This window comes from Streptomyces hygroscopicus subsp. hygroscopicus (assembly GCF_001553455.1).
In the GTDB taxonomy this organism is placed as follows: domain Bacteria; phylum Actinomycetota; class Actinomycetes; order Streptomycetales; family Streptomycetaceae; genus Streptomyces; species Streptomyces hygroscopicus.
This window is the reverse complement of sequence record NZ_BBOX01000001.1, coordinates 93194-109046: the sequence shown is the minus strand read 5'-3', so window position 1 is coordinate 109046 and position 15853 is coordinate 93194. Positions and strand designations below refer to the sequence as shown.

The 15853-nt window shown below is 71.5% G+C and carries 13 protein-coding genes and 2 pseudogenes; 5 read left to right on the top strand and 10 right to left on the bottom strand.

Annotated elements, in window-relative coordinates:
- The first annotated feature begins 34 nt into the window (after positions 1 to 34).
- The 4 genes and pseudogenes from AXW62_RS00475 to AXW62_RS00460 form a co-directional block, all read left to right on the top strand.
- Complete coding sequence (locus tag AXW62_RS00475) at positions 35 to 1027, top strand: BadF/BadG/BcrA/BcrD ATPase family protein (RefSeq protein ID WP_060942682.1); 993 nt, start codon at positions 35 to 37, stop codon at positions 1025 to 1027.
- A complete protein-coding gene (locus AXW62_RS00470) occupies positions 1024 to 1968 on the top strand; it encodes a DMT family transporter (RefSeq protein ID WP_060942681.1) in 945 nt (314 codons plus the stop codon). The genes AXW62_RS00475 and AXW62_RS00470 overlap by 4 nt, the downstream gene beginning before the upstream one ends.
- A gap of 101 nt (positions 1969 to 2069) precedes the next feature.
- The gene (locus AXW62_RS00465) at positions 2070 to 2918 is read left to right on the top strand and encodes a class II fructose-bisphosphate aldolase (RefSeq protein ID WP_060942680.1); all 849 of its coding nucleotides are present in this window, start codon (positions 2070 to 2072) and stop codon (positions 2916 to 2918) included.
- Between the two features lie 111 nt (positions 2919 to 3029).
- Positions 3030 to 3416, top strand: a pseudogene (locus AXW62_RS00460) (LysE family translocator); the annotation flags it as partial.
- A gap of 259 nt (positions 3417 to 3675) precedes the next feature.
- Here AXW62_RS00460 and AXW62_RS00455 read toward each other — a convergent pair.
- Genes AXW62_RS00455 through AXW62_RS00415 form a run of 9 tightly spaced genes read right to left on the bottom strand, consistent with a single transcriptional unit; the run spans position 3676 to position 14094 of the window.
- Positions 3676 to 4557, bottom strand: a complete 882-nt coding sequence (locus AXW62_RS00455) for an aldehyde dehydrogenase family protein (RefSeq protein WP_060942679.1) — start codon at positions 4555 to 4557, stop codon at positions 3676 to 3678.
- The gene (locus AXW62_RS00450; protein WP_030830375.1) at positions 4550 to 5989 is read right to left on the bottom strand and encodes an aldehyde dehydrogenase family protein; all 1440 of its coding nucleotides are present in this window, start codon (positions 5987 to 5989) and stop codon (positions 4550 to 4552) included. Before AXW62_RS00450 ends, AXW62_RS00455 begins: the two co-directional genes overlap by 8 nt.
- A 6-nt stretch (positions 5990 to 5995) precedes the next feature.
- Entirely contained in the window at positions 5996 to 6961 is a 966-nt protein-coding gene (gene deoC, locus AXW62_RS00445) for a deoxyribose-phosphate aldolase (protein ID WP_060942678.1), read from the bottom strand.
- The gene (locus tag AXW62_RS00440; protein ID WP_060942677.1) at positions 6954 to 7961 is read right to left on the bottom strand and encodes an ABC transporter permease; all 1008 of its coding nucleotides are present in this window, start codon (positions 7959 to 7961) and stop codon (positions 6954 to 6956) included. Before AXW62_RS00440 ends, deoC begins: the two co-directional genes overlap by 8 nt.
- Complete coding sequence (locus AXW62_RS00435; RefSeq protein WP_060942676.1) at positions 7958 to 9496, bottom strand: sugar ABC transporter ATP-binding protein; 1539 nt, start codon at positions 9494 to 9496, stop codon at positions 7958 to 7960. Before AXW62_RS00435 ends, AXW62_RS00440 begins: the two co-directional genes overlap by 4 nt.
- Positions 9493 to 10476, bottom strand: a complete 984-nt coding sequence (locus AXW62_RS00430; protein ID WP_060942675.1) for a sugar-binding transcriptional regulator — start codon at positions 10474 to 10476, stop codon at positions 9493 to 9495. Before AXW62_RS00430 ends, AXW62_RS00435 begins: the two co-directional genes overlap by 4 nt.
- Positions 10473 to 11990, bottom strand: a complete 1518-nt coding sequence (locus AXW62_RS00425) for an FGGY-family carbohydrate kinase (protein WP_063817496.1) — start codon at positions 11988 to 11990, stop codon at positions 10473 to 10475. The genes AXW62_RS00430 and AXW62_RS00425 overlap by 4 nt, the downstream gene beginning before the upstream one ends.
- Entirely contained in the window at positions 11987 to 13102 is a 1116-nt protein-coding gene (locus AXW62_RS00420; protein WP_214516829.1) for a galactitol-1-phosphate 5-dehydrogenase, read from the bottom strand. The genes AXW62_RS00425 and AXW62_RS00420 overlap by 4 nt, the downstream gene beginning before the upstream one ends.
- Positions 13099 to 14094 carry a substrate-binding domain-containing protein gene (locus AXW62_RS00415; RefSeq protein ID WP_060942674.1) on the bottom strand — a complete coding sequence of 332 codons (996 nt, stop codon included), beginning with the start codon at positions 14092 to 14094 and terminating at the stop codon, positions 13099 to 13101. Before AXW62_RS00415 ends, AXW62_RS00420 begins: the two co-directional genes overlap by 4 nt.
- Positions 14095 to 14719: 625 nt before the next feature.
- Here AXW62_RS00415 and AXW62_RS00410 point away from each other — a divergent pair.
- Positions 14720 to 15286 carry a GNAT family N-acetyltransferase gene (locus AXW62_RS00410; RefSeq protein WP_079115396.1) on the top strand — a complete coding sequence of 189 codons (567 nt, stop codon included), beginning with the start codon at positions 14720 to 14722 and terminating at the stop codon, positions 15284 to 15286.
- Positions 15287 to 15586: 300 nt separating this feature from the next.
- Here the strand turns inward: AXW62_RS00410 and AXW62_RS47365 are convergent.
- A pseudogene (locus tag AXW62_RS47365) lies at positions 15587 to 15727 on the bottom strand (IS701 family transposase); the annotation flags it as partial.
- Between the last annotated feature and the right edge of the window lie 126 nt (positions 15728 to 15853).

The window sequence follows — 15853 nt, the reverse complement described above, 5'->3', positions numbered from 1 at the left end:
GCGCGGACCAAGGGCGCCGGACGGAGGTACAACGATGTTCCTAGGTGTCGACGGCGGGGGAACCAAGACCGCGTTCTGTCTGGTCGACCGGTCCGGTCAGGTGGTGGCGCGGGCGCAGGCGGCAAGCTCGTACTACTTCTCACACGGCATTGACCTTGTCGAGCGTGTCCTGAAGGAGGGCGTGGACGCGGTCTGTACGGCGGCCGGGCTGACCCCGGCCGATGTCGAGTACGCCTTCTTCGGCCTGCCGGGTTACGGGGAAGCGGCCGGTGACCTGCCCGTTCTGAACGCGACACCGCGAGCGGTGCTGGGGCACGACCGCTACGCGTGCGACAACGACATGGTCTGCGGCTGGGCCGGTTCGCTGGGCGCGCTCGACGGCATCAACGTCATCAGCGGCACCGGCTCGATGACCTACGGCGAGCGGCTGGGCAACGGCGTGCGCGTCGGCGGCTGGGGCGAGATATTCGGCGACGAGGGATCGGCGTACTGGATCGCGATCCGCGGCCTCAACGCCTTCTCGCGGATGAGCGACGGGCGACTTCCCGAGGGCCCCCTGAGCGAGGTTCTCCGGCGCCGCCTGGATCTCGCGTCCGACCTCGACGTGATCGACGTTGTCCACAACCGGTGGCAGGGAGACCGGGGACGGATCGCCGCACTCGGCCGCTCGGTGGCCGAGGCGGCCGGTCTGGGCGACGAAGCCGCCGCGGCGATCCTCACCGAGGCCGGCCGCGAACTCGCCCAGCTGGTCGAGGTCACCCGCGAGCGGCTGGAGTTCGGCCCCGACGAGACCGTACCGGTCTCCTACTCCGGCGGCACCTTCGGGGCCGGCACGGTCCTGGAGGCGTTCACCACCGGTCTGAAGGATCGTTTCGCCAACTATGAGCTGCGAGACCCCCTGTACGAGCCGGTGGTAGGCGCCGCTCTGTACGCGGCGAAACTCGCCGGAACCCCGCTCGACCGGCCCGCGCTCGACGCACTGCGTACGGCCTCCGAGTCCCTTGCGCCCGGAGAGGACGGCCGATGATCAAGAGAAGCTGGATGCTGTACGCGACCCTGCTGGTCGTGTTCTGGGGCGTGTGGGGCGCCTTCTCCAGCCAGCCGAACACCAGGTACGGCTACCCCAACGAGATGATCTACATCATCTGGGCCTTCACGATGCTCATCCCCGCGTACTTCGCGTTGCGCGGCAACCGGTTCGACCGCCGGCCGGTCGCCGCGGTGTACGGACTGATCGCGGGACTGACCGGCGCCGGCGGACAACTGCTGCTGTTCCGGGCACTCGCCGACGGCCCGGCCTACCTGATCTTCCCCGTGGTCTCGCTCTCCCCGGTGATCACCGTGCTCATGGCGATGGTGATGCTGCGTGAGCGGATCGCCCGGCTCGCCGTCGTGGGCGTGGTCGCGGCGCTGGTAGCGATCGTGCTGCTCAGCATCCCCGGTGGCGGGGGCGACTCGAACTCGCACGGCCCATGGCTGCTGATGGCGATCGGGATCTGCGTCGCCTGGGGTGTGCAGGCGTTCTGCATGCGCAAGGCGGCACTCGTCGGGGTCAACGACGCGACGACCTTCGGGTGGATGACCATCAGCGGGCTGCTGCTGGTTCCGGTGGCGTTCGCGACGATGGGCGGTCTCCCTTCCGGTGCTCCCTGGCAGGCGCCGGCGCTCACCGCCGTGACCCAGGTCCTCAACGCGATCGGCGCGCTGTTCCTGGTCATGGCGTTCAGCCGGGGCAAGGCCACCGTGGTCGCCCCTCTCACCAACGCGCTGGCCCCGGTTCTGACCATCGTGCTGTCCCTGGCGGTCTATCAGACGCTGCCCAGCGTATGGGGCTCCATCGGCATCGTGCTCGCCCTCGGAGGCTCGACCCTGATGGTCTACAGCGACGAGAAGAGCGGCGGGAGTTCCGCGGCCCCGGACGCGGTGGAAGGCACCGCGGACGTGGGTCCTGTCACGCGGACTTCCTGACCGCCCGCGTCCCCGCCTCCGCCGGTACGGAGGCGACATCCCATCCGTACCGGTCGCTCCACGCAGCCGGACCGACCATGAAAGCGAGGGGAACAAGCCCCATGTCCCTGGTACCCACCTGCGAGCTCGTCTCCAAGGCCGCCGCCGCCGGCCGGGCCGTCGCCGCGTTCAATGTGATCACGCTGGAGCACGCCGAGGCGGTCACCGCCGGCGCGGAAGCGGCGGGCACCCCGGTGATCCTGCAGATCAGTGAGAACGCCGTGCGGTTCCACGGCGGGCGGGTCGAGCCGATCGCGCGGGCAGCGGCCGAGGTGGGCCGTGGCTGTGGCGTCGACGTCGCACTGCATCTGGATCATGTGACGGACATGCGGCTGCTGCGTACAGCGGCCGACGCGGGGTTCTCCTCCGCGATGTTCGACGCCGGGGCACAGCCGTACGCCGAGAACCTCGCCGCCACCCGCGCCGCGGCGCAGTGGGCCCACGGCGCGGGCCTGTGGCTGGAGGCCGAACTCGGCTATGTGGGCGGCAAACCCGACGCCCCCGCGAGCGCCCACGCGGCCGGGGTGCGCACCGACCCGGAGGAGGCCGCGCGCTACGTCGCGGACACCGGCGTGGACGCCCTGGCCGTCGCCGTCGGCAGCAGTCACGCGATGACCGAGCGCTCGGCGTCCCTGGACCACGCGCTGATCGAGCGACTGCGGGAGGCCGTGCCCGTACCCCTGGTACTGCACGGTTCGTCGGGCGTCGGCGACGAGGAACTGCGGCGAGCCGTCCGGGCCGGCATCGTCAAGATCAACATAGGCACCGCCCTCAACGTCGCCTTCACGGGCACGGTCCGCGAGGCGCTGGCGGAGCGGCCCGACCTGACCGACCCCCGCCCCTACCTCGCCCGCGGCCGGGAGGCGATCACGGAGGCGGTACGGCTCCTGCTGGCGGTGGTGAGCGGCTGAGCGGAGCCCTCGACGGCGGTCCACCAGACGGCGGGGCCGAGCCGAGGAGTCGGCGGCCGCGCTGGCCGGACCGGGCGGGCCCATGGCCCGCCCGGTCTCCAGGGCCGCCGGGCGGGGCTGGTCTCGCTGGCCGGGGTCTGTCTCGGCTTCCTGGTGTACCTCTTCGCGGTGTCCGCCGGTATCGCCACCGTCTTCGCGCTGGTGCCGGAGATCTACTTGGCGATCAAGCTGGCCGGCGCGGGCTACCTGCTCTGGCCGGCGTGGAAGGCTGTCCGGCCGGGCGGCCGGTCCGTTCTCGAGCCCCAGGAGTTGGCGCCGGACGGGGACCGCAAGCTCTTCATGATGGGCTTGCTCACCTGCCTGCTCAATCCCGAGGTGGCCATCCTCTGCATCTCGCTGCTGCCGCAGTTCGTCGACCCGGAGCGCGGCCATATCGGCCTGCAGGGGCTGCTGTTGGGGCTGACGCCGCGACCGTGGGGCCGTGGCCGGAGGGGCTGACCGTTCAGGACGGTGCCCGTCAGGCAGGACGTGTCACGGAGCCGGAACACGGGAACGCGGCCGGCGCCATCCACACCGTGTCCACAGGGATCTCTCCCGGGCCCCTTCGGCTGCGTCGACATCCGCACCCGTCCCATACGACAACGTCGGCCTTCACGACCACAACCGGGTCGTGAAGGCCGACGTCACGCGCGGCCCCGAATTGACCAACAGCGTCCGATGCAGGGGTCGGGCCGGGGGCGCCACCGGGCGGGAAGGGTCAGATTCCCACCGGATGCCACACGGTCTTCGTCTCCAGGAACGGGGTGATCCTGGACAGTCCCGGTGCGGCCGCCCAGTCGGGGGACGGCCGCGGTCTCAGGACGCGTGTGAGAGTGGTGGCCGCCGCTTCCTCCAGTTCGGCCGCCCGCTCGCCGGCTCCCGTCAGGTCCAGCGCGTTGACATCCGCGTGGGACGCCAGGGGCGGGGCCAGTTCCGCGAGGCGGCCGGTGAGGATGTTGACCACACCGCCGGGCAGGTCCGAGGTGGCCAGGGCCTCTGCCAGGATGACGGCGGGCAGGGGATGCGGCTCGCTCGCCACCACCACCGCCGTGTTGCCCGTCGCGATCACCGGCGCGATCACCGAGACCAGGCCCAGCAGCGGGGACTCCGGTGGCGCGAGGACCGCCACCACCCCCGTGGGTTCGGGTACGGAGCGGTTGTCGTACGGCCCGGAGACGGGGTTGGTGCCGCCCAGCACCTGGGCGACCTTGTCGGTCCAGCCCGCGTAGTACACCCAGCGGTCCACGGCCGCCGAGACCACCTCCTCGGCCCGCGCCGTGTCCAGGCCCTCGGCGTCGATGGTCTCCTGGACGAACTGGGCGCGCCGCCCCTCCATCATCTCGGCCACGCGGTAGAGGATCTGTCCGCGGTTGTAGGCGGTACGGGCGGCCCACGGGCCGAACGCGCGGCGGGCCGCGACCACCGCGTCCCGGGCGTCCTTGCGCGAGGCCAGCGCGGCGTGGGCCAGCGGCTCGCCCTCTGCTGAGGTCACCGGATAGCTCCTCCCGGACTCGGATCGCGGAAATCCCCCGCCCAGGTACAGTTTGTAGGTCTTGCGCACCGGCACTCGGGCCGCGGCGGGCAGCGGGAACTCAGACATCGAGGTACGCCTCCAGTCCGTGCCGTCCGCCCTCGCGCCCGTACCCCGATTCGCGGTAGCCCCCGAACGGGCTGGTGGGGTCGAACTTGTTGAAGGTGTTCGACCACACCACACCGGCGCGCAGCCGGCCGGCGGTCCACAGCATGCGGCTTCCCTTCTCGGTCCACACTCCGGCCGACAGGCCGTAGGGGGTGTTGTTGGCCTTTTCGACCGCCTCGTCCGGGGTGCGGAAGGTGAGGACGGACAGCACCGGTCCGAAGATCTCCTCCCGGGCGATGCGGTGGGCCTGGCTGACCCCGGTGAAGATGGTCGGCGCGAACCAGTACCCGCGTGCGGGCAGTTCGCAGTCGGGTGCCCAGTCCTGGCTGCCCTCGTCCCGGCCGGTTTGGGCGAGGGCGCGGATACGGGCGAGCTGTTCGGCGGAGTTGATGGCGCCGATGTCGGTGTTCTTGTCGAGCGGGTCGCCGAGCCTGAGCCGGGAGACGCGCTCCTTGAGTCGGTGCAGCACCTCCTCGGCGATGGACTCCTGGACCAGCAGCCGGGATCCGGCGCAGCACACATGGCCCTGGTTGAAGAAGATGCCGTTCACGATGCCTTCGACGGCCTGGTCCAGGGGCGCGTCGTGGTAGACGATGTTGGCGCCCTTGCCGCCGAGTTCCAGGGTGAGCTTCTTGCGGGTGCCCGCCACCGTGCGAGCGATCTCCCGGCCGACCTCGGTGGAGCCGGTGAAGGCCACCTTGTCGGTGCCGGGGTGGGCGATCAGGGCGCGTCCGGTGTCCGCGGCGCCGGTGACGATGTTGACCACGCCCGGGGGCAGCTCGGCCTGCCGGCAGATCTCGGCGAACAGCAGGGCGGTGAGCGGGGTGGTCTCGGCCGGTTTGAGCACCACCGTATTGCCCGTGGCGAGGGCCGGGGCGATCTTCCAGGCGAGCATCAGCAGGGGGAAGTTCCAGGGGATGACCTGGGCCGCGACCCCCAGTGGCCGGGGGGCGGCGCCGAAGCCGGCGTGGGCGAGCTTGTCGGCCCAGCCGGCGTAGTAGAAGAAGTGCGCGGCGGCCAGCGGGATGTCCACGTCCCGCGACTCCTTGATGGGCTTGCCGTTGTCCAGGGACTCCAGGACGGCCAGTTCGCGGGCGCGTTCCTGGATGATGCGGCTGATCCGGAAGAGGTACTTGCCGCGCTCGGCGGGGGGCATCGGGGACCATACGTGCTCGAAGGCCCGCCGGGCGGCGGCCACGGCGCGGTCCACATCCCCCTCGTCGGCGACGGACACCTCCGCCAGCGGCTCCTCGTCGGCCGGGTTGACCGTGGTGATCAGTCGCTCGGTGGGGGGTGTGAACGTGCCGTCGATGAACAGTCCGTACGCGGGCCGCAGCGAGACGACGGCCCGGGACTCGGGTGCGGGGGCGTACGCGAAGGTGGTGTCGGCCATGCGTGTTCAGTCCAGGGTGTAGTGGTCGGGGCCCGGGTAGGTGCCGGTGGCCAGCCTGGTCCGCTGCATGAGCAGGTCGTTGAGCAGGCTGGAGGCACCGAGCCGGAACCAGGACGGGTCGAGCCAGTCGGGGCCGGTGGTCTCGTTGACCAGTACCAGGTGGCGCAGCGCGTCCTTGGTGGTGCGGATGCCGCCGGCGGGTTTGACGCCGACCTGACGGCCGGTGGCGGCGCGGAAGTCGCGGACCGCCTCCAGCATGACGAGGGTGACCGGCAGGGTGGCGGCGGGTGACACCTTGCCCGTGGAGGTCTTGATGAAGTCGGCTCCGGCGAGCATGGCGAGCCAGGAGGCGCGCCGCACGTTGTCGTAGGTGGCCAGTTCGCCGGTCTCCAGGATGACCTTCAGATGGGCCGGTTCGCCGCCGGGCCGGGCGCACGCCTCGCGGACCGCGGCGATCTCCTCGTGGACCTTGCGGTAGTCACCGGCCAGGAAGGCGCCCCGGTCGATCACCATGTCGATCTCGTCGGCGCCGTCGGCGACGGCCTGGCGGGTGTCGGCGAGCTTGGCCTCCAGGGGCGCCCGCCCGGCGGGGAAGGCGGTGGCCACCGATGCCACGGCCACCGGGCTGCCGCGCAGGGCGTCGACGGCCACGGGCACCAGATCGGGGTAGACGCAGACGGCGGCCACCTGCGGGACGGCACGGTCGTCCGGGTCGGGCCGGCGGGCCTTGGCGGACAGGGCGCGTACCTTCCCGGGGGTGTCGGCCCCCTCCAGGGTGGTCAGGTCGACCATCCGGATGGCCAGGTCGATGGCGTGTGCCTTGGCGGTGGTCTTGAGGGAGCGGGTGGCCAGGGCGGCGGCGCGGGCACGGGCGCCCACCTCGTCGACGCCCGGGAGGCCGTGCAGAAAGGCGCGCAGCGAGGCGTTGTCGGTGGAACGGGGCAGTCCGGGGGCGGGAGCGGTGTCAGGCACGGACGCCTCGCTTCTCCATCAGCATGTTGAGGATCAGGGCGACGATCAGGATCAGACCGGTGACGACCATCTGGAAGAACGAGCCCAGACCCATCAGGTTGCACAGGTTGCGCAGCACCGACAGCAGCAGGACCGCGACGAACGTTCCCATCACTCCGCCGCGGCCGCCGAAGAGATGGGTGCCGCCGAGCACCACCGCGGCGATGGCGTCCAGTTCGAGTCCGTTGAAGGCGGTGGGCTGGCCGATGGTGAGCCGTGAGGTCAGCAGCACGCCGGCCAGTGCGGAGAGGGCTCCGGAGATGGCGAAGACGGCGGTGATGACTCCCCGGACCGGCAGTCCCGACAGCCGCGCGGCCTCCTTGTTGCTGCCGACGGCGTAGATGTACTCGCCGAAGGTGGTGCCGCGCAGGACGAGCCCGGCGGCGATGGTGACGGCCACGAAGATCAGGCCGACGATCGGTATGTAGCCGATGAAGCCCCCGCCGAGCAGCTGGAAGGAGTGGGGCAGGTCGGCGCTGGTCGGCTCGCCGTCGGTGAGCAGGTAGGTCAGCCCGCGGATGGCGGTGAGCCCGGCCAGGGTGGTCATGAAGGCGGGCAGGGACAGATAGGCGGAGAGCCCGCCCATGACGGTCCCGAACAGGGCGCCCGCGGCGACGCTGGCGACGATGGCCAGGACGACGTTGACATCGTCGCCGATCAGCAGCGCGACCGTCATCCCGCCGAAGGCGGCGACACTGCCCACCGACAGGTCGATGCCCGCGGTGAGGATGACCAGGGTCATGCCGATGGCGACGATGCCGGTCAGCGCCGACTGCTGGAGGAGGTTGGACAGGTTGCGGGTGGTGAGGAAGTCGGGTGTCAGCAGGCTCGCCGCGGCGCACAGGGCGAGGAACACCAGCACCAGGTTGAATCTGACGATGAGTTCGGCGCCGCGGGGCCGGGCCCGTCGGGTGTCGGTGGCTGCCGCTTTCGGCTCGGCCACTGCGGGGGAGGTGGTCATGATGCGGCCTTCGTTGCGGGGGTTTCTCCGGTGATGACGGTGTGGGCGATGGTGGCCTCGTCGGTGGTCCTGGGGTCGTAGCAGGCCACGTTGCGGCCCTCGTGCAGCACCCAGACGCGGTCGGCGTTGGCGGTCAGCTCGTTCAGCTCACTGCTGGCGAGCAGCACCGCGACACCCTGGTCGGCGAGGTGGCGCACCTGGCGGTACAGATCGGCCTTGGCCCCCACGTCCAGACCTCGGGTGGGCTCGTCGAGCAGCAGCACCCGCAGGCCCCCCTTGGCGATCCACTTGGCGAGCACGACCTTCTGCTGGTTGCCGCCCGACAGCTTGCCCACCGGCTGGTCGGGCGAGGAGTACCGGACGCCCAGCCCGGTCAGCGCGGGCGCGGCCCTGCGGCGTCCGGTGGTGTGCGGGGCGAGCCAGGGCGGCCGGCCCAGCGCGGTGACGGCGGCGTTGCGCGCCACCGACAGACCGGTCATCAGCCCCTGTTCCTTGCGGTTCTCGGGCACCAGCGCGAATCCGGCGCGCACGGCGGCGGCGGGGCTCGACAGCCGTGTCTCGGCACCGTCGAGCCGTACCGAGACCGACGCCGCGGTGTCGCCGAACAGCGCCGACAGCAAGGTGGTGCGGCCCGCGCCGCCGAGCCCGGCCAGGCCCGCGACCTCGCCGGGCCGGACCGCGATGTCGCGGACGTCGATCAGTCCGGGCCGGTGCACCCGGCGGATCTCCAGCAGCGCGGGGCCCTCGGGCCGGGGCCGGCCGGTGGGGCGCACCAGCTCACGGGACTCGCCGATCATCGCGGCGACCAGGTCGCCGGGGGTGGTGCGGGCGAGGTCGTGGACCGAGACCGAGCGGCCGTCGCGCATCACGGTGGCACGGTCGCCGATCTCCATCACCTCGTCCATGCGGTGCGAGATGTAGATGACCGAGCGGCCCTCCGCGGTGAGGGAGCGGATCACGTCGAACACCTTGCGCAGATCGTTCTCGCCGAGGGTGGCGGAGGGTTCGTCCATGACGATGACCCGCGCCCGCGTGGTGAGCGCCTTGGCGATCGCGGTGAGTTGCTGGGCGGCGATGGGCAGTTCGCGGACGACCGCGTTGACCGGGAAGTCGCCGCCGACCCGGTCGATGGCCTCCCGCGCCAGTTGGGCCCGCCGTCCGCGGCGGATGATCGGGCCGGTGGCCGGGGCGCGGCCGAGCAGCAGGTTCTGGGCGACGGTCAGATCGGGCACCAGATCGAGTTCCTGGTAGATCACCGAGATGCCCGCGGCCATGCCGGCCTGGGGGCTGGTGAGCCGTACGAGCTCACCGTCGAGGCGGATCTCGCCCTCGTCCGGCTGGATGGAGCCGGCCAGGATCTTCATCAGGGTGCTCTTGCCCGCGCCGTTCTCGCCGAGCAGGCAGTGGGTCTCACCGGGCAGGACGGTCAGTTCGGCGTGGTCGTTGGCGAGGGTGCCGGGGAAGCGTTTGACGATTCCGCGCATGCTCAGGCGCGGGATCCGCTCCGGCGGTCCGCCGGTGCCGGGCGCGTTCATGGCCTCTCCTTCCGGGACAGCCGTTCGCAGGAAGCGGGGTTGAGCAGATGGGAGGCGGTGTGGTCGTCGGTGACCAGGGTGTTGCACAGCCCGCTGGTGACCACGGCCGCGCACACGGTGTGCTTGGCGGTTCCGGAGGCCACCGCGACCGACACCGGGCTGCGGCGCAGGGCCTCCAGGGACAGACCGAGAGTGCGGTCGTCCAGCGCCTGGTCGATGAGCTCCCCCCGGGAGCCGATGAAGCGTCCCGCCACATCGCCCACCGCGCCGGCCCCGGCCAGCCGTTCCACGTCCTCGGCGGTGAGGTAGCCCGAGCCGACCAGGACCGAGTCGGCGCCGATCGCACCGGGGCTGAACAGCACCGTGTCCGCCTCGGCGGCCTGGGTGAGGACGTCGGCGACCGCGCTGTCCCGTTCCAGCACCCGGCGGGTGGCCTCCTGCTCCACGATGGCCGGGGCCGGCAGCACCGTGAGGGTGCCCTCGCCGAGGTGGGCGATCCGGCTGGCCATGTCCTGGGCGGAGCTGGGCCGGCGGGAGCGGCTGAGTCCGCCGTTGATCTGCACCACGTGGACGCCGTGGGTCCAGCCCGGGTGGAGGCCGCGGGCGAGCAGATCCATGGTGCGGCCCCAGGAGACGCCGAGCAGCCGGGGGGACGGGCGCAGCCGGGCGAGATAGTCGGCCCCGGCCTCGGCGACCCGCGCCCGCAGCCCCTCCTCGTCCTCGGTGTGGCCGCGGGCGACCACCACGGCGTCCCGCAGCCCGAAGGCGTCCCGCAGCCGCTCCTCCAGGCCCCGCATCCGCGATTTGGGATGGACCACCTGGATCCGTACGATCCCGGCCTGCCGTGCCTCGGCCAGCAGCCGGCCGACCTTCCAGCGGGTGAAGTGCAGGGCCTCGCCGATCTGTTCCTGGGTGAGGTCCTGCTCGTAGTACATGGAGGCGACCTGGTACAGCAGTGCCTCGTCCTCGGTGCCGCTCATACCGGGACCTCCGGTCCCCGGGGGGTGGTCAGCCGGTGGGCGATTCCGCGGGTGGCGGCGGTGGCCGCGCGGTAGTCGGCATAGCCCCGCTGGTAGACCTCGTGGTGGGTGCCGTCGGGCTCCACGGTCCGGGTGGGGAGGGCGAAACCGGCCGCGGCCTCGGCGAGCGAACCGGTCTGCCCGGTGCCGGCCGCCGCGATGACCGCGCACGCGCGCAGCGTGAGGTTGTCGCCCTCGACCAGCCGCAGCGGACGGCCGAGCACATCGGCCGTGGTGCGCAGCCACAGCGGGTTGTGGCGGATGCCGCCGGAGACGTACACCTCGTCCACCGGCACCCCGCCCTCGACGAAGGACTCCAGGACCTGGCGGGTGCCGTACGCCACGCCCTCCACGGCCGCCCGGTAGATCTCCACCGGGCGGCTGGCGAGGGTCAGGCCGAGCACGGCGCCGCGCAGCTTCGGGTCGCGCAGCGGGGTGCGGTTGCCCATGAAGTAGTCCAGGACCAGCAGGCCGTGCTCGCCGGGCGGCAGGGCCGCGGCCTCGGCGATCAGCCGGGGCAACTCGGCGCGGGTGCGTCCCAGCAGTGCCTCCCCCGCCCAGGTGAGGACGGAGCCGGAGCTGACCTGGCCGCCTTCGATCAGCCACCGTCCGGCGTTGAGGGCGTCGGGGTAGGGGCCCCAGACGGTCGGCGGGAAGACCGGGGTGCCGATCTCGGTGACGAAGGCGGTGGAGGTGCCCGAGACCATGGAGACCCGTCCGGTGCGCGCCCCGCCGATGGCGAGCAGCGACAGATGGGCGTCGATGCCGCCCGCGCAGACCATCGCCTGCCCGCGGATGCCGAGTTCCTCGCGGGCGGCGGCGCCGGCCGGGGCCACCGGGTCGCCGACCGGCACGATCCGCCCGGGCAGCTTGTCGCGCAGATCCGGGACGCCGAACGTCGCGTACAGGTCGTCCGGGAGCCCGGTGCCGAGCGGGTCGTGGTTCCACTTGCAGACGGCGTTCATCCGCGACCCGGCCCACTCCCCGGTCAGCCGCCAGACCAGATAGTCGACCGCCTCGGTGATGCGGTGCGCCGCGCGATAGGTCTCCGGTTCGTTCCGGGCGAGCCACATGGCCTTCGGCACCAGCCATTCGACGGCGTCCGCGCCGCCCGCGTAGGCCAGTACGCGATGGTCGGCGGCCGCTGTGAGCTCGGACTCCGCACTGGCCCTGGCATCCATCCACAGCAGGGCCGGACGCAGCGGGCGGCCCGCGGCGTCGAGGACGGCGACGGTGGAGGCGGTGGTGGCCACGGCGAGCCCGGCCACGGGGGGTGAGCCCGCCTCGGCGAGTGCCGCCCTGACCGCGAAGACCACGGCGCGCCACCAGTCCTCGGGGTCCTGCTCGGCCCAGCCGGGGCGCGGGAAGACGGTGGGATAGCCGCTCTCGCCACGGCCCAGCGTGGCGCCGTCCGCCGCGTAGACGCAGGCGCGGGCGCTCTCCGTGCCGAGGTCGATGGCCAGCAGCGCGGTCATGGACGGTCTCCGTTCGGCAGGAAGAGCACCTTGGAGCTGAAGATGGACCGTTCCCCCAGCTTGCGTATGGTGTCGCCGAGGTCGTCCAGGCCCAGCTCATGGGTGATCATGAACTTCCAGCGCAGCCGGCCGTCCGCCATGGCCCGCGCGGCGAGCCGCCACTCGTCTCCCGGGAAGGGGGCGGAGAAGGAGTTCCACGCGCCGTGCAAGGTGATCTCGCGGCGCAGGAAGGCGCTGAAGGTGGACTTGGGGAGCACCACCGGATCGTGCGGGATGCCGATGAAGACGGCCTGGCCGTGCCGGGCGGCCAGGGACACCGCCTGGTCGGCGGTGGCGGGGACGCCGGCGGACTCGACGATGACGTCGAAGCCTGGCCCGGCCAGCTCCCGGGCCTGCTCGGGTGTGGTGGCGGTCCGGGTGGCACCGGCCTCCAGCGCCATGGCCGCCTTCTCCTCGCTCACATCGATCGAGAGCACCTCGCTGGCGCCCTGGAGCAGCGCCCACTGGATGGCGAACAGTCCGATCGGGCCGGCGCCGACCACGGCCACCCGGTGGCCCGCGCGCAGCTTGGTGCGCCAGATGGCGTGCAGGGCGATGGCGGCGGGGTCGAGCATCGCGGCGGCCCGCGGGTCGAGGTCGGCGGGCAGCACCAGCAGATTGTCCTCGGGCACGGACACGTACTCGGCGTAGGCCCCGGGCCGGCGGCTGCCGAAATAGTCGTAGTCCTCGCAGAGGCTGTAGTGCCCCCGGGCGCAGGGGCCGCACCGGCGGCAGGGAATCAGCGGCGGTACGGCCACCAGGTCGCCGGCCCGGACCGTGCCGGCGGCGGCGAGTTCGGAGCCGAGCGCCACCACATGGCCGGAGAACTCATGGCCGCAGATCAGCGGCAGGTTGTAGGCCACCTCGGGGCGGAGCATCCGGGAGATGTCCGAACCGCAGACGCCGCAGGCGGCCACGCGCACCAGCGCCTCGCGGGGGCCGGGCTCCGGTACCGGCAGGCGCTCCACCCGGATGTCGCCCGGGGCGTGCAGCACGGCGGCTCGCATGGTCTCCGGCATGATGGTGTCGTTTCCTTCCTTGTGGTGGGTGTCCGGCCGGGACGCGCGGGTCACCGCGCACTCCCGGAGGCGAAGGTCGTGCCGCCGACGTATGTGTGGGCGTTGTCGCGGTCGATCAGCGCGGTACCGGCGTCGATGGACGCGGCGACCTTCTTGCCGTCGGCGACGTCCTCGGCGGTCTTGACCGCGGTCCGGCCCAGGGAGATCGGGTCGTTGAGGGCGGTGGCGCGGTAGGGGCCGTGCTGGTCGATGGCCTTCACCGCCTCCATCAGGCCGTCGACCCCGGCGACCTTCACATCGGAGCGGCCGTTCTCCTTGAGCACCTGGAGGGCCCCGAGGGCCATGTCGTCGTTGTGCGCGTAGACGGCCTTGACGTCGGGGTTGGTCTGCAGCAGGTCCTGCATGGCGGTGACGGCCTTGGAGCGGATGTAGTCGCAGTACGGGCCGCTGACGATGCGGATCTTCTTGTTGGCCGCCACGGCCTTGTGGAACCCGGCGCTGCGGTCGCGCGCCACGGCGCCGCCCGCGTCCCCCTTGATCTCGATGATCTTGCCGCCCTTGGGGCCCAGCTCCTTGACGATCCGCTCGCCGACGAGCTGCCCCATCGCGGTGTTGTCCCGGCCCACATGCGCGGTGGCCCCGGAGGGCACCGGACGGTCGACGGTGACGACGGGCACCCCGGCGGACTTCGCGGCGGCCAGCCCCGCCTTGACCCCCTTGGGGTCGACGGGGTTGACCATCAGTACGTCGACACCGCGGGTGATGAGGTCCTGGATGTCGTTGTTCTGCTTGGTCACATCGCCGCCCGCGTCGGCGAAGTAGAGCTTCGCCCCGGCCTTCTCGGCGGCCTTCCGCGCGCCCTGGCGGAGCTGGACGTAGAACGGCGACTGCTGGGTGGCCTGGCTGAAGCCGATGGTCAGCGCTCCGGATCTGTTGTGTGTACCGGAGTTTCCGGAGCCACCGGGACTGGTCGACACCGAACAGGCGGCGAGCGCCAGGAGAGAAGATATACCGAAAAAGATCTTGAGAAGGCGATTGATGCGCATATGGGCCTCCAGATGTGGTCCTGGCGAGGGACAGTAGATCTGGAATTAACCTCACAGCAACGGGCGCGCATTTTTTTGCTCGTATGAGCACGAGCCGGAACGGAGTGCCTCTCTTCGGTCACTCAGCGCGATGAAGTCGCGGCCACGTCGCCGCGGGGCCGACAGAGTGTGACCAGGCGCCGTGACGACCGGGCGACGACAGGCGGGCGACCGCGCCCGTACGGCGCCGCATGAGCGGCGCACCCGGCGCCGGGCCGCACCATCCGGCCCGTGCCGGACCCGAAGCGATCGCGGGCAGTCCGTACCTGCGGACGCGTGGTCGTCGGCGACGAGCGCAGGGGCGAGGCGGTGGTGTTCGACCACGATTGCCCGGCGGTCCTCCGTTCGGTATCAGCAGGAGGGCGGCCTCGACGGCGCGGTGACCGCCAACGCCCGCCGACCGGGCATCGCCGTCCCCCGCCAACTCGCAAGGGCTGCCCGGTGATCCCCGGCCCGCACCGCGCCCAAGGCGGCGCCTCTCAGCCCGGCGCCACCGAGTCCGGCCGGTTCGCCCCCATGCGCGGGAAGCTCGTCCCCCTCCCGGCGGCACTGCGTGCTGACTTGCCCGGGAAATTCGGTTGCTGGCATGGAGGGAGGGACGTACGGTCCGATCGAATTCGAAGGCAGGGAATGGAACGGTGGCTCGTTGACGACTTCTGTGAGCAGCGCGTCGGAACTGACTTTTCGCCGGATTTCAGCGCTGAATGTATGCGAGGTGTGCGATCTCAGTGCGACGCTCTCCGAGGAGCAGCGTGGCATGGTGGCCGACAACGGCATGTCGATTGCCGAGGGGTTCTGCTCGTCGAATGCCTGGTTCCGGGCCATTTACGCCGATGAAGTGCCGGTCGGTTTTGTCATGGTGCACATTGGTTCCGACTGGGACGACGGGATCGAGTGTCCAGGTGCGTTCCTGTGGCGGCTGATGGTGGGCGGAGAGTTCCAGGGCATGGGCTTCGGCCGCCGGGCGGTGGAGCATGTCGTCGAAAACCTTCGGGCCCAAGGGATGACTGAGCTGTACACCAGTTACGGCGAGGGGCCGGGGAGCCCGAAGGATTTCTACCAGCGGCTGGGCTTTGTCCCCACGGGTGGCACCGTGGGCGAGGAGGACGAGGAGACCGAGGTCGTCCTGAAGTTCCGGACCTCTGAGCGTTGATCTCGGGTGGGTGGCCGCGCGGTCACGGCCCGCTGAGGCTGCCGGGAGGTACTGGGCGCCGTTGGCGCTCCAGCACCTCCCGTGTGTTCAATACCTCGCCGGCCGATCCAAAGGTGCGTTGTCCGCGTTTCGTTCTCGACCGCAGTCCCGCCTGCGACCGCACGCTTTCCCTCACCGGTCTTCGATCCGGGCGAACCTTGGCCGCCCGCAAAGCGCGTGTGACCGTGATCAGCGGCGTGGCCGCTGCGGTAGTCGGAGGCTTCTTCGCCCTTTCCGGCACCTGCGCCACTGCGGCCGCCGGTGCTGGAACCCGGCTGGGGAACAGTGACCGACGTACGCGGCCAACTGCCGGCCGTTCTTCCTGCCCGCCGGACCCAGCACACCGTGTACGTAGGCGCCCATGCGCCGCCGCAGATCAGCCCGGCCGAAGGGGCCGACCCGCGGCGCGTGGAATCCGGTCGCCGTGCGGAGGGGTCTTGGGAGGGGCGGGCGCGGGCGCGCGTTCGGCCGGGGATCGCCTCCGGGCCCCGGAAGGATGCGGGCGGTGTCAGCGGCAGGTCAGGCGGA

Coding starts and splice junctions, on each gene's coding strand:
- AXW62_RS00475 (WP_060942682.1), top strand. CDS start 35: ATGTTCCTAGGTGTCGACGGCGGGGGAACCAAGACCGCGTTCTGTCTG.
- AXW62_RS00470 (WP_060942681.1), top strand. CDS start 1,024: ATGATCAAGAGAAGCTGGATGCTGTACGCGACCCTGCTGGTCGTGTTC.
- AXW62_RS00465 (WP_060942680.1), top strand. CDS start 2,070: ATGTCCCTGGTACCCACCTGCGAGCTCGTCTCCAAGGCCGCCGCCGCC.
- AXW62_RS00455 (WP_060942679.1), bottom strand. CDS start 4,557: ATGTCTGAGTTCCCGCTGCCCGCCGCGGCCCGAGTGCCGGTGCGCAAG.
- AXW62_RS00450 (WP_030830375.1), bottom strand. CDS start 5,989: ATGGCCGACACCACCTTCGCGTACGCCCCCGCACCCGAGTCCCGGGCC.
- AXW62_RS00440 (WP_060942677.1), bottom strand. CDS start 7,961: ATGACCACCTCCCCCGCAGTGGCCGAGCCGAAAGCGGCAGCCACCGAC.
- AXW62_RS00435 (WP_060942676.1), bottom strand. CDS start 9,496: ATGAACGCGCCCGGCACCGGCGGACCGCCGGAGCGGATCCCGCGCCTG.
- AXW62_RS00430 (WP_060942675.1), bottom strand. CDS start 10,476: ATGAGCGGCACCGAGGACGAGGCACTGCTGTACCAGGTCGCCTCCATG.
- AXW62_RS00425 (WP_063817496.1), bottom strand. CDS start 11,990: ATGACCGCGCTGCTGGCCATCGACCTCGGCACGGAGAGCGCCCGCGCC.
- AXW62_RS00415 (WP_060942674.1), bottom strand. CDS start 14,094: ATGCGCATCAATCGCCTTCTCAAGATCTTTTTCGGTATATCTTCTCTC.
- AXW62_RS00410 (WP_079115396.1), top strand. CDS start 14,720: ATGGAGGGAGGGACGTACGGTCCGATCGAATTCGAAGGCAGGGAATGG.